The organism is Mucilaginibacter sp. 14171R-50, assembly GCF_010093045.1.
Classification (GTDB): Bacteria; Bacteroidota; Bacteroidia; order Sphingobacteriales; family Sphingobacteriaceae; genus Mucilaginibacter.
The window spans coordinates 2933640-2947884 of sequence record NZ_CP048115.1 but is presented as its reverse complement, the minus strand read 5'-3'; the positions used below and the strand labels follow the sequence as shown (position 1 = coordinate 2947884).

Annotated in this window: 6 protein-coding genes; 1 reads left to right on the top strand and 5 read right to left on the bottom strand. The window is 46.5% G+C overall.

Features of this window, described 5'->3' with window-relative positions; genetic code table 11:
- Positions 1 to 789: 789 nt before the first annotated feature.
- Together GWR56_RS13465 and GWR56_RS13460 are read right to left on the bottom strand one after the other, a co-directional pair.
- Positions 790 to 4329: a DUF6443 domain-containing protein gene (locus GWR56_RS13465; protein WP_162431748.1), complete on the bottom strand. Its 3540-nt coding sequence runs from the start codon at positions 4327 to 4329 to the stop codon at positions 790 to 792.
- 6 nt (positions 4330 to 4335) lie between these two features.
- The gene (locus tag GWR56_RS13460; RefSeq protein WP_162431747.1) at positions 4336 to 8334 is read right to left on the bottom strand and encodes a DUF5977 domain-containing protein; all 3999 of its coding nucleotides are present in this window, start codon (positions 8332 to 8334) and stop codon (positions 4336 to 4338) included.
- A gap of 380 nt (positions 8335 to 8714) precedes the next feature.
- Between GWR56_RS13460 and GWR56_RS13455 the strand changes: the two genes are divergently transcribed.
- Entirely contained in the window at positions 8715 to 9557 is an 843-nt protein-coding gene (locus GWR56_RS13455) for an FkbM family methyltransferase (protein WP_162431746.1), read from the top strand.
- Between the two features lie 399 nt (positions 9558 to 9956).
- Here GWR56_RS13455 and GWR56_RS13450 read toward each other — a convergent pair whose 3' ends face one another.
- The 3 genes from GWR56_RS13450 to GWR56_RS13440 form a co-directional block, all read right to left on the bottom strand.
- Entirely contained in the window at positions 9957 to 11399 is a 1443-nt protein-coding gene (locus GWR56_RS13450) for an arabinose isomerase (RefSeq protein ID WP_162431745.1), read from the bottom strand.
- 126 nt (positions 11400 to 11525) lie between these two features.
- Positions 11526 to 12425 (bottom strand): AraC family transcriptional regulator, encoded by a 900-nt coding sequence (locus tag GWR56_RS13445; protein ID WP_162431744.1) that lies wholly within the window; start codon positions 12423 to 12425, stop codon positions 11526 to 11528.
- 73 nt (positions 12426 to 12498) lie between these two features.
- Entirely contained in the window at positions 12499 to 13902 is a 1404-nt protein-coding gene (locus tag GWR56_RS13440) for a family 43 glycosylhydrolase (RefSeq protein WP_238395234.1), read from the bottom strand.
- Positions 13903 to 14245: the final 343 nt, after the last annotated feature.

Sequence of the window (14245 nt, the reverse complement as noted above, 5' to 3'; positions counted from 1 at the left end):
ATGCCCAATCTTATAGCCATTTGGGCGTTACCTGCGGCCCGCGTTATCCGTTCATACTACACGAAGCATTAGCCGCGAGGCCGGTATCCGCTCCTATCGCTAACGCAGGATTTTTCAAAGAACATTTTGTAGAAACCCAGTTACAAACTGTATCGATGCAATACCACGAGTTACAAACTCGCGGTAGGTATGCGCCAGCATGGGGTAATGGCTTATCTACCTAATATGGTTATCGACCATCAGGTGAATAGGTGAGTTACGAACCCCAAAAGTCGGCTTAGCATTTAACGAAATAATAGTTGCCAGAGTAATCAGAAAACAAAATAAGGTACTTGTTATTAAACAAAATTTTAATAAGAGTATTCAAAGTATTCATTTCCATCGGCTTATTTTTTAGCTTGCCATTTTCACTAATTAAAAAAGTCTTAATGATATAATTGATACCATATTTTTCATATAGTTGGTAAATTGGAAGTCGCGAATTTATTATTGTGTACGATTGAGGGTTTAATTTACTAGAGTATATTATTTCGCTATTATTAAAAACACGTTCTAAAAATAAAATATAAGGACCTTTTTTCTTATTTCCTCCTAATTTTTCATAATAGTTGTGCAAAAAATGATTCGTCATCAAAATGTCATTTTGCATTTTTCCATTCTGTATTTGAAGAACAACGTATACATCATTATATTTAAATCTAGTAGATAAAATTTTAATATAATCCTTGTCAATTGTTTGTGAATAACTTTTTAAGCAGATAAAAATCAGTAATATTAAAATTATTTTTCTCATTCCTTTTTTTTATTTGGATCTTCTATTTTCTTTTTATCAATTTTTTTCCCACCATAAGAGTCTCGCAACTTTTTGTCTCCCCTACTGTTTTTAATACGGTTCTCAAAATTAACAGCATCAATTTCAGCCTTTTTTTTATTTGATGGCTTCTCATATACCTGACCTTTCATATTTCCTTCTTGTATATCAAAAGCGTGAAAAAGTTCATGCCCAACAAGGTCGTCACTATTTACTGTTTTACCATCCTCCCCTTTTTGAGAGTAATCAATTTCAATTATAGAGTCACTTCTATCCCCCTTGTTTGATGCTACATCATTTGTCGAATTTGTGGAAGAAACCCCACCAATAAATCCATCTTCAATTGAATGTTTTTCTTTACTTGTTGTTAAAGACCCTATCACTTTTTTTACATAACTATCCTTTGAATTACTTAACCGGTTTAGAACAGCTAACGTTTTATTCGCAAATTCATTTTTTCCTTTGTAAATTTTACCGTTTTGGTTGTAAAGATTTCCATTTTTATAATGTAAATCTCCTCCCGATGTTGCTATAATAATTTCGTTACCGTCTGGATCAATAAATTTGATAGGTTCATCTGCAACATAGTTATATGGAGATAATGCCTGATATTTCTCCGCCAACGGGTCAGGAGTCGTCCATCTCCCAATCACCGGGTTATAGAACCTCGCGCCATAATCGTACAGGCCGGTTTCGTCCTGCAACTCCTTACCATTGTAAAGGTACTGATTTTTTGGGCTAGGCACCGTGGGCTCCAGTGATTTTATCGATAAGCCGAAGGCGTAGTAGTCGTTCTGCTGCAGGATCTTTGGCGTAAGTTGCGTAGCGTCCGCCGCATCCCAGGTCACCGTTGTGCGCGTGTTGCCCAGATGGTCCTTGAGGTCGTACTCATATTTGTACACCGTCCCCGATAACCTGGCCCGCCCCTCTTCGTTCTGGATGAAGTCTATCGCCCCGTTCGTGTACTGGATCCCGCCGATGTATTCCGTCGTGGTGATATTGCTGCCCGCCGTAAACACCTTCTTGAGCTTTCTGCCTGACGCGTCATAGGTATACGTTACCGTATTGCCGTTGACCGTGATGCTTTCCGGCAGGTTCAGCATATTGTAGTTAATGCTGGTGATCCCCTTATTCAGGTCCTTGCGCATGTTGGCATTTCCGTCATAGGTGTACTCGTTCGCCACCTGCACGCCGTCCGTGAACCCCGCCAGCCCATTATAGGCCGAGGCATCGTCCACGCGCGTCAGCCGGTTCCCATTGTAGGAATAGCTCAGTGTATCGATCTGCGTCTTGACCCCGCTGACCTTTTCGTTACGCCCAAGGGCCGTGATGTTGCCCATCTGGTCATAGGTGAGCGCTTCGTTATAAAAGCCGTCCTTGGCAGCGCTGCTGGTCGATACCGCCGCCGTCAGCCGGTTCAGCCGGTCGTAATCGTAATCGTAGCTTTGCTGTCCGGGCAGCGGAAGCGACAGGTCCGTGCGTCCCTGCTTCCATTTGACCGTCGAGATGTTGCCGTTGTACTGCGGCCTGCCTGTGCTGGTGCCCTGGTAGGCGATCTCCATCCCGAAAGCGGCATTGCCGGCGCTGTTGGTGTACCCGCCGTCATCGCTCAGCGTACTGTTGTTGATGCTGGTCAGCCACCCCCGCTCGTTATAGCGGTAGTACACGCTTTGCAGGTAGGCTGTGTAAGGGGTAAGCGAGTGCAGCCCTTTTTGGATCACCTGCCCGATCCCGTTATAATAGAACCGGTTCAAAGCCACCTTCGCCTGCGCCGTCAGCGCCTCGTGACGCAGCTGGTTATAGCTGCGTACCTTACGGCCCATATGGTCGTAAGTATAGCTGTCGTAAACGGTAACGGCAAGCGTTGCTGCCGTGCCGGCCGTGTTCTTACGGTAATGCCTGCGCGTAACGGATGTCGGCTGATCATTAAAGTTATATACCGTGGTGATATCGTCGTAATTATAAGCGTTTGCCGTTCCGCCCAGGTAATGCTGGCTGAAGCTGCGTACGGCACGGCCTTCCTCATCGTAATAGTTCACCGTCCACAGCATATTCGTGCTCCCCAGTACGCTGACCTTACCGGCGGTCAGCAGCCCGGTGGTCTGCTGGCTGTATGCCGTATTGCTTTGCTGGTCGTACGGGGCAGGCAGACCCGGTATGTTATTGTAACCGTCGTAGTAATTGATGCTGAGCGTTGCCGCAAGCGTGGCAGGCCATGCCGCATTGGTGTAGCCGTTACCGGCGGCGGCAGGTCTTTCCCAAAGGGTGTCCTGCGCATTCACCAATGCCTGCAGGGCAACGCGGTTGTCGGCCCCGGACACGCTCCCCGGGTGCTGGTAGATACCCGTCAGTACCACCCGTCCCATCGCATCGTATTTACTCACCACCCATTCCTGCGGCGCTTTCATCCGCTGTACGGAATCCTGGGTGGCCACCACCTGGTCGAGCTTATTGTACACCATATACTCCCAGCCTTTGGCCGGCAGCTTCTTTTGCATCAGCCGCCCACGTTCATCGTAGCGGTACTGGTAAACATAGGCCGCCAGGTTGCTTACGCTGATAACGGTGGTATTATCCCCCTTCGAGGCCGGTGGCAATACAAAGGCCAGCTGCCCCATATCATCATACACATAATACGTCGAGAGCATCTCCAGCACATAGCTGCCCCCGCTTTTGATCTTGTTATACGTCCGCTTGAGCACTACATGCCCCACTTTATCCTTATATTCTTCCGTGGTGCCCAGGCACCCGTCCGCCGGCTGCCAGTTCTCGTCCCGCGTGATGGTCAGGTACAGCTCCCCGCTATTGTAGGTGGCCGTATTCCCCGTCCTGGCCAGCGTCCGGCTCCCGTCCGCATTCACCGCGGCCGTGTACAGCGCTACCTTATGGCTCCCCATATTGGTAGCCGATACCGCTGTGCTGAAACCGGACTGGTCATTGGTGCTGTAAACCATGCGCAGCGTATGGCCGGCGCTGCCTCCATCCCCCGTGCCCGGCAGTTGCCAGGACGCGCCCGCGGCTCCCTGCTCTACCACCCGGTTCTGCGGCGAGGGCTCAAAGCCCGTTACCGCGTACGGGTACGCCGTCCGCACCACGCCGTTGGTCTGCTGCGGGTTCGTGTTGCCCGGCGTGGGATCATAATACGCCGCCTGCTTGACCAGCGCGTCGCTCCGGTAGGCGCCCGTGCCTGTCCCCGAATAGGCAAACGGCAGGAACTTATACGCTTCCCTGCCAAAAGCGTCATACACAAATGGCTGAACAATGTCGTTCGAACTGCTCGTCGCCTGGACCTGAACCGTCTGAAGCGGACGGCCCAAACCGTCAAAATACGCGACCGTTCGCATCACACTGTCCTTGTTCCCCGTCAGCGAATCCAGCTTCCCATCCGTACCGATCTCCCGCCGCGGTACCCGCGTCCTGACATAGTTCTGGTCCGAGGTCTGGCCGAAGGCGGAAATAGAAAACAACAGGGTCGCAGCAAACGAAATACTTAAACGGCTATATATATAGTTCTTCATTGTCTGTTAGTTTATAGTTACGAGGAAATAGGCCGAACCTGATAAAAGCGTAACATAAGTACTGGTACAAGGCGCCGGATCGCCCCCCCCTCCCGGAAGGGTGTTCGTCGTCGCGCCGGAACTAGCCGATTGTTGGTTACTTTGCTGCGACGTTAAATTCACGGGTATTATACCACAAGTATTTTCGTCTACCTGTACATAAACCGCACTGTTTCCCGTCGTTACCGTAGCCGTAACTGTCGTGTTTTGCGTGCCGCCGGACGACGAACTGGTTAACTGGTATTTGATAGTCACCGGTAAATTAGCCGTCAAAGGAATCGTCCCCGCCTGGTCCTGCCAAAGACTGAACGAATAATTGCCATAAGCATGACCTTCCGGGCCGCCAATAAACCCGGATTCGCGTACCATTTTCACAAAGGGCGTTTGCTGACATATGCCCTTTAAGTTGGCATAAGCCTGCCCGTTCGCGTCGACATCCGCCTGTGCCTGTGCGTTTGCCATATCAAGCGTAACTGCTTTATAGGTATGGGCAGAAACCGAATAAACCACCGAGGTTCCCGTTCCTGCACACTCCCGCGTGAACGTTCTGTGCTTTTCGTCGTTCCAATAAACCGGTTCGATATAGTGGTACTCCGTATTCTTCAGGATATTTTGATCCCGATCACGAACATTCACTAAGCGGTGGAAACTGTCATATTCAAACGTAGTGGTCTCTCCCCTGGCGTCAGTTATGCTGTTGACCCCAAGTCCCGGATCATACGTGTAGGTAGAGATCTGCGCGTCTGCCGGATAGATACAAACATCGTCATAAGCGTCCCCACCGGTACAGGCGTATGAAGACGACCCGCCCGTATAGTTGTCTTTTTTATATTTCCATACGCCCCCCGTCCTGTACCAATAGGAAATTAAATAAGCGCGGGAATTGGGCGGTGTCCAGTTCGCCGTGTAAGCAGAAACGGCGTGCAGGCCCGTATGGGCACCGGTCGCCAGGCCTGAAGTAATCTCTTCAAAATTCTCATAAAAGAATTCTGCACTTGTCGCATTTTTGCATTCAGCGATAACCTGGATCTTATTAGACGTCGGTGGCGCATAAAGATAATTAATGGCGGCATAACCCCACTTATAGGATACCGGCACACCGCCTTTCAATCGCTGGTCCGTCAGGTTACCGTAGCTATCATATGCGAAATTTATCCGTTCCTCATTCCGGCTGTCGCTCAGCAAGTAACTATAGCGCCCGGTACCATCCTTGCTTTCATTATTGAGTACAGCAATATTTGGAGCTGTGATCGAATAGACCTTTGCTGGTTTAAAAAACACGCTGTCATACTTAGTGATCACAGAGGCTACCAGGCCGGAATCTGTAGCACTTCGCTTGGTCCAGACCTGCTTCTCCAGCACCGGGTCCAGCACATGTTTATCGGTAAAACCGGATGCTATTGAAGCGCTGTAATTTTCCGGATATTTAAAGCGTGTTATCGTTTCTTTTCCGTCAGACCCCCTAACGGACGTGCCCACCAAATTACGCGTACCATTTACATCATTGTCATTATAGGTTATGGTTTCCAGTGTATCAGTAGCTGTATAGTAGCTGGTTTTAGCAGAGACCAGGTATTTCCAGGCAGAAAAATATTGATAGAATTGCCGCTCGTACTTATACGGCCCTTCCTGGATCTTGATCGGCTTCAAACCCCGGAATACTGTATCAGTCTTTATTTGATAATTGTAGTCTGTTCGCTGTAACGGCAGCAGCGCGCCGCTGACCATCTTATATTGCGTTGTAGAGACCGGTTCGACCCCCAACAGGTAATCGCTGTAAGAATGAAAGGAAGTGCGCGTGCTGATCCTTTCAGTGCCATTGGAGACCGATTCGAGTACGCTGGTGTAGTAATGCGGCACCCCCATGTAATAGTTTTCAGCAATAGTTGAGTTGATCATCAGGTAATTTACATCCCAGGAATTCAGACCATCATGACCTCTTTCATTGAATGGTTTCACATCGTAACTACCGTTCATGGATACCCCCGAAGAAAAACCGAGGGTGTTCGTATAAACGTATTCTTTGGTGACGGGGGCGCCGATGACCGGGTTATTGGTAATACGCTTCACCCTGATGCCCCCCGCGATCGCGCCGTCTTCGGGAATGTTTGATTGCTCTTTATAATTGATAGTTACGGACATTGCGTTTTCTCTATCATCGCAGTAGGCATTGATATCGTAGTCCCCCGCCGTGAGTAATATCGAAAAGTTAGCATTGGCATTATCTAATTGGCTCACCACGCCGTCCTGAGCGACGACAGTGCGGACCCCGCCTACCGTTTTGTTGATCACAAAATCGCTATAGGTTTGATGGACCATGGTGTCACTAACAGTTTTTGGCGTCCGGACAACCGTTATATTGACCGTTTGGTCAAAATTCAGGGTGAAATTTTCGAAACCACCTCCAATGACCGCATTTGGATCACCGGATCCCCCCCGGGTAACCTGGACGTTTTTGGCGTGGGGGATATTTTTGTATTTATTCCCGTCGAATGCCCTGTTCGGTTCATACTCGAATGTAGAATACCCGCCGGTTGGATATTTTACCATGAACATAGCGCCTTGCCTTACGTTCTCATTGGGCGAACGGTCAACGCCGTTTGCATAAAGCGTGTTTGGTATGATCGTGCCGACAAACGAACTTCCTCGGTAGTACCCGTAGTGATCGACATTCGCATCGGGCCTGTATATCAAACTATTGATAGTCAGATCAATGGGAAGATACTGAAAAACATATTTCTGTGATTGCGTAGAGTCTATTTGAATGATATCATCCCCCATGCTCACGCTTTTGTATTCCATCAGGGAATCCAAAAGAAGCACCGAGCCGCCGGCAGTGTTGTTATGTTCCAATCTAAGAAATTTTACATTTTGCCCCGCCGAATTTTGAATGCTGATCTTGTCTAAGGCCCGGACACTTGCTGATTCCTGTAGCATATCCCCCCGAATCTGCCCGGCAATAAAATTGACCGTATATTTTTCGGACGTAATGCTGGAAAGGCGCTTGGAATCAGCCCGTGTCGGATAGGATCGGGTAATGCCCAAATCTTGATCAAGATAACCTAAACCATTATTTTCATTGCCACCGCCATTTGCATTTAAGAATTTTTTAAAGGTTTGGCTCAATGCACCGAGGCGGGGCACACTGCCTTCACTTGCATACTGCAAATAAATATGATCCGTAGCCGCGGCATTGGTGATCTTGGTCAGGTACCAGGACGACGCCGTACCGTAAGGTATGTTGTAAACGCCAAAAGTTCCTTTTGGGCTGATCGTCTCGATCTCATTGAAAACATAAGACGTTCCGTCTTCCGTGACGATCGTAAAGCCCGTATCTCCGCCAGATATCTTGATCTTTTGATACGGAAAACAGTAAAACTTGTTCCGATACTTGATGAACTTGCCCGAATAGTTACCAAAATTGAAACTATAAATATCCGGCTCAGCGTCATACGTGCCATTAAAAACGGCGTTCAGGAAGTCGTCATCCTGACTTACCGAATTTATCTTATCGATCACATACTGATCCTCAAAGTCCTGATTCGGTCCTCCAGTGTTATCCTTCCTGCCCCTGATCGTCCTGGTGATCACCCCACCCGCATTGAGCGTCCAGCCCAGGCCCACAAAGCCAACCTGTTCGGTAGGCCGTAAACCGGTATAGTTATAATTCAGGGTGATAGGCAGGCTCAGGTCATGACCCGTTACCGTAAAGACCGGGATATTCAAACTGGCAGCACCTGTCGAAAGATTCAGCGGCAGTTCGCCGTATTTTCCAAGCGAGGAGGCGTTCGGAGAGGCCGGGATCAGGTCGGTCCGTATTGTATAAGTAGGATCTACACCACTACCACCACCCGGCGTTGCATAAGAGGAGGTCACCTCAACTTTCTGCGCCATGGTCTGTATGCCGCAAAAAAACATAAAGCATAAAAATAATGAACCTTTTACGGCGGGTCCAGAAAATGACAAAAAATAAATGAAACGATATGGACGCGAAACGCCCAGCGGAATAAATGATTTACACATTGTGATAATAAGGAATAAGTACAGACAATGATAATAAAATATATTTGAAAACACGCCCTTCTCGTTATACCTAAACAAGGAAAGTAGATAAAAACTACGATTGTTCTACTTAATACACTTTAAGGAGAATTTATGCCGCGAAAGTGCTTAATTTATCGATACTACCTTGGATTGTAGGAGAATGTGGGATAAGCAGCCGTTGGCGAATCAACAGGCTAATTTTTGCTTGCCAGTTTCAATCCCTTATTAGTTTACAAAGCCGAAGATTGGTGTATTTCACATGACGGGCTTCAAATAAAAAGGGAATGTAATATATTCGATCTATGAAATATCAAGGAAGCAGATTTGTTGATAAGCTTTTTTTGCTGTATGTAAGGAAAACCCCCAATCATCCATTTAAAATAAGGATCGTAAATTGGATAAATAACTTCTTTTTCGGCAAACAAGTGATATTTGAAAGTGCCAACGGCTCTAAGCACTATCTTTCGACCGGGGAATATACCGGGCATCAACTTGCTTTTGTTGGGGAATATGAGCCGCTAACTTTTAAAAAATGCGAAAGTTTATTACATAAAGGCGGTATCTTATTCGACGTAGGTGCCAGTATGGGATTGTTTAGTCTATACTTAAGTAAAATTCCTAATTTAGAAATTTATGCTATTGAGCCATCCGCGCAAAATTTTTTAAGTCTGCTCAAAAATGTTCAATTGAACCATGCTGAAAACATTCATACAATTCATGTAGGCTTGTCAAACGAAGATAGTTTTGGATATATAGTCAATTTAACGCCTAAAAACACCGGAACTACAAAGGTTGTTGATTTACCCCTGGCAGGTCATCATTCATATCTTATACAGCTAACAACCATGATCAGCCTAATTAAGCACTTCAATATCAAAAAGATTGATTTACTCAAAATAGATGTGGAAGGTTATGAAATAAACGTATTCAAAGGTCTTTTTGGCCACCCTTCGGCGATAATGCCTGAAAATATAATTATGGAGTTTAGTGACTTGGTTATTCGTAGCGGTTTATCTGAAGAGGAGTGCATTAATTACATAAAAAGCTTTGGTTATGAAATCTTCACGGTGACTGGAGTTCCATTTCAATTAGGTGACCCAATGCCTGAATCCAACCTTTGGCTGACAAGGGCCACCTTACTTTAAATCCAAACCAATCAATATTGCGTAAACGAATTAATCATGTATCCTTTTTGCTACGCTTTTACCTGGTAATATTAAAGATAAACGAAGTATTATTGTCTTAGATTCCGTCTCGATATTCCAAAAACTTTTGACCTGATAAACCATATCGCTGCTTATGTTGCTTGTATAACGCAATTACATATTGGAAATGGCGTCTAGCCGGAAGGGAATATAATTTAACTAGCATGACGTTGACTGGAATGCCTTGGAAATATGGTCGCGCTCATAAATTTGCAAGCACGGGCGGGATCGTTGTTCAGCTTGCTGATCAAATTTCTACGCTGTTGGCTTTGCACCGAACTGAGGCCAGTCAAAAATGCCACAACTTCTCCATTAGCCTGGCCGGTCCGGGGGATTATCTTAGCAGATAACAACAGTTTTTATACCCAACAGATTACCGAGCTTCTGAATTTTTGAAGCTATATGACCCCTGCCTATCGCACAATGATGTGCCGGGCCTTGCTCGTTCCATTTTTCCATAAAAAGACCAGCATCAACCGGAAAACGGTAACGGCTGTTCGTATTGCCTATTTCGAGAATTGGCCCCGGCACGCTTTCTGCTTCCGCCACAAGGAACAAGAGCTTGTTCTCCGGCGTTTCTACTACGGAAAGCAATGTCACTTTCCCGTGCGCTACAGACATTTCCACCGAAAGGCCCCGGCCAACTTTGCCGTGGTAGATATCCAGCGGTTTTACCTTTACCTTCCCCTCTGCTATCTTAGGATGACACGGGCCATCATGGCCCATAATTACCACGTTATCGTTAAAATCCATGGCGTAATACTCTGTGAATGATCCTCCGGCGCCAAAAATATCCATGATCTTCATTGCCTGAACATTCTTTACTTCATATTCTCCTGCAACCGGAACACCGTTCGCCGTCAACATTGAAGTTCCCAAAATGATGGAACTCATGGTGTTTTCGTTCGCAGGGACCCCTAGCCCCTTATGATAGTAAGCGAGCGATCCCAATCCGTACTTTTCAACTAACCTATCCAACGCTACCGCCGTGGCAGCAGCCCGGGTAAGCTCGGCAGCCGGGCAATCCGGCTTAATATCAAATGCAGTTTCGAACCCGGCCATTTTTGCCTTTACATCAGCATCTGTAACAAATTCTCTTATTTTCGATAGCTCGTCCACCTCAATAATTTCTATATGACCACCAAAAGTGGCGCAATGCAGCCGCAGGTTTGAATATATATCCAGCATGCCCGGGTAATAATTGCCCATCAAACCCAGCACATTGCGCGACATTACATGAGCTACCCTTGCCGCTTCTATCCATTCGCCGGCTTTTTTCCAAACCTGCTCATCATCCAGTGTGCCGGTTATTTGATAAAATGGAACTCCAGCGCTTTTAAGCACGCTTACAACTTCAGGCACAGGGCAACTGCCACAATGGGCCAGCCATTCTGCGGTCATGCTGGAACGGTCTGGAAGCCGGTTGAAAGCGCCGTAGTCTATCGCAGCCCCCGGGCTAAGGTTGAGCATAACAACAGGCACCTTTAACTTCCTGATCACCGGCAAAACCGTTGACGAGAGTGCATAGGTGGTGGCATAAAGAAAGATCATTTCCACATCAGCCCGGCGAAAATCGGTGCCGGCCTGAAAAGCCATTTGTACATCGTCGATAAGGCCGACATTCAAAACTTCCGCCTGAAACCTCCCGAGATGTTCACTTACGGTTTGAATATACCCCAGCAAACGGTCTTTTAAGCCCGGGAACTGATCCCAGTATGTATTTAAGCCGATTCCGAACAAGCCAATTTTAAACGCAGTTTTTTTTGATTCAAGGTTTTCCATAGGACAGCCGTTTAAACCTAAACGGGAGGTTATTTAATAGTTAGGTATAAATGGCCTGCAAAGCCTCCATTGTTACGCGCTAAGTGAGACATTGAGACCATTGAACGCGACAGGGTAAACCACAGCTTATCTGTCGCTTTGAAAACCCGAGCCTTTGTTTATCCGCTTACGATACTCTAATGGCGTCATGCCCGTTCTGCTCTTAAAAAGCCTGCAGAAATAGAAATATGACGCAAAGCGCAGGTCGTTTGCTATCCATTTGGTCGACAATGACGGATCACTCAACAGATTTTTTGCTCTTTCGATTTTTAATTGTATAAAATACTGCCCCGGGGAAAGACCTGTATGAGCCTTAAAAACTTTCCGAAACCACGAATAGCCGACCTGGAGTTGATCGGCGGCAGTTTCCGGCGAAAAATCCTCATTGATATTCGAACGGAAAAGTAAAAGCGCTTTGTGGATAACCGGGTTGATATCAAACGCAACCGCCCCCTGCCTTACTATGGCATGACAACTACCCAACAATGATAACGCAGCCCCCGAAACATCGGGCTGATAACCGGGGTTCTCGGTCTTGGTTTGCTCGATTATATAGTGGAGGTTGTTGAATACCTTTTCATTAAAACCAATAAACAAACAAGGGTATTCCTGTTTAAAAAAGCCATTAGATACCAACCTGTCCATAATCTCTCCTTTTAAACCAATCCAGTATTCATCCCAGCCGGTATGAGCGCTCGGCTTATAACGGTGCCTGTCACCTGGGTAAAGAATAATGATCGTTCCGGCCCGGATATCTACAATACCTGCACTGTCGGACTCAAAAACACCTTTCCCCGCCGTTATATAAATAATTTGGTATTCATTCAATACCCTCCCTTTTTTCCAATTGAAATTATGGTGCCCCGGATGATCTGGCACCGGGTAACAACTGTCGGGCTTTACACGCGTACAACCCGCATTGACAACCGATAGCCCCCACCGCGCATCCTCATCACTTATTGGCAAATATTTGTAGTAGTTATTCATATGACAGCTATGTAAGCAGTAATTTATAAAAACCCAATATTAACTTTTGGATTTGCATAGTACCACATCTCCTTTACAACGCTTTTATCTTAATTTTTAGTCGCATTACTTCGCCCGGCCTTTTAGTAAAGGTGTTGCCACCATCCTTACTGTTGATCAGATAAGCACCCGCATTAGCGCCCTCCTTACGTGCTAAAAAGCCAAAATAACCCACAGGAGAACCAGTATGCATAATAACTGCATATTTGGCCCCCTTTTTTACTTTTAAACCGGGCGAGATCACCAATCTTTTTGCTGACCAGCCGATACCTGCCACAGACACAACCTTTTTGAATAGCGGAGCAGACATTTGGAGTTTGCTGTTCAATACGGCGCAAATGTAAATCTCCAGGTCCTTCTCGGGGCGATGATTTTTAAAAACCGACATTTCCAGTTTCGCCACCAGACCGTTCCGATCGGCAACAAATGTCTGCCCCCATTGCGTTTCCTTATCAACCCTGGCTTCGGCAGTAAAATAGTCTTGTCTTGGCGCCGGGGCTACAGGCTTTTTACGGGATAAGACTTTGGTTTTCCGGTACTCCTCCGCACACAGGAGTGGTTTGATGCTGCCATCGGTGTTGAACGCTAAAGGAGCCCAATAGTAATTTGCAAGGGCCTCATTTTTGGCTGCGTTGTTCCACAGATCGCTGCCATAAAGACATATCTCGTCGTCGTTGATCTTTATGGTGGATACGAACGACGGCTGGCCGCCGCAGGAGTTATCGCTGATGGAAATCCCTTCGCTCCAAGGGCCTAAGGGATTAGCCGCAGTGCGGTATGATGTGCCCGTCCCCGGGCAATAACCGCAGTTGGGATCTGAATAAGTAAGGTAATAAAGGTTTTTTCGTTTAAAAAGCGCCGGGGCTTCCGTTGATCCGGGCGTAACCATTTTTACACATTCTCCCGTACCCGTTAAATAATCGGCGCTTAGTTTTTCGATAACGATGGTACCCTTGGTTCTCCAGTCGGTAAAAGCGATATATCCCTGGCCGTCGCCATCAATAAAAATATCGTGATCCCCGTTGTTAAGCCCGGCCCTGGGTTTATCGGCATTAACGGTAAGTTTTGGCTCGGCTACTTCTTTGAAAGGCCCTGTAGGTGAACTGCTGCTGAACACCCGGTAGCCGATGACATTATCATAAACGTTTATCCACAGAACGTAATTGTTATTGAGCTTGTTATAAACCACATGCGGACGGAAACAACCATAAGTTTTGCCATCGCAGCGGCTTTGCCAAACCGGCGTTTGAGCATCAAACAAATACCCTTTATCCGCCCAGTTCACCAGATCGTTAGAGGAATAAACCTTAAAACCGCAGAAGGGGGCACCTTTATTTCCCCATTCAAACCCACAATCGTAACTGGTACCATACAGATAGTAAGTTCCGTTGAATTGTGCTATTTCTCCGTCATGGGCATCTATGGCATCCCCCGCCATACTGAGGCGCGTGATTTGGCGTCCATCTTGGTCGAAGTTCCTTATTTGGCACAACGCGCTGCGAGCCGAAAGGCATATTAATAAGGTGATCGTTACAATATGTAAACGTATAGTGGTCATGTGCAAAAGAGCTTACATTGGTAAAGTGCCCCATAAAACCGGAATCACTCAATCAGTCAAATTTAAAGATTAAAGAAGGCTTGCGCTCGACCTCTATGGCTTAATGTTTATCCTTTTTGATATTTTATAAAACGCCACCGGATACCCATGGATCCGCAACGAACTAAACGTATCCGGTATTTATGTAGCACTAAATGTCAAAAAGGTTAAAAATTAGTCCATT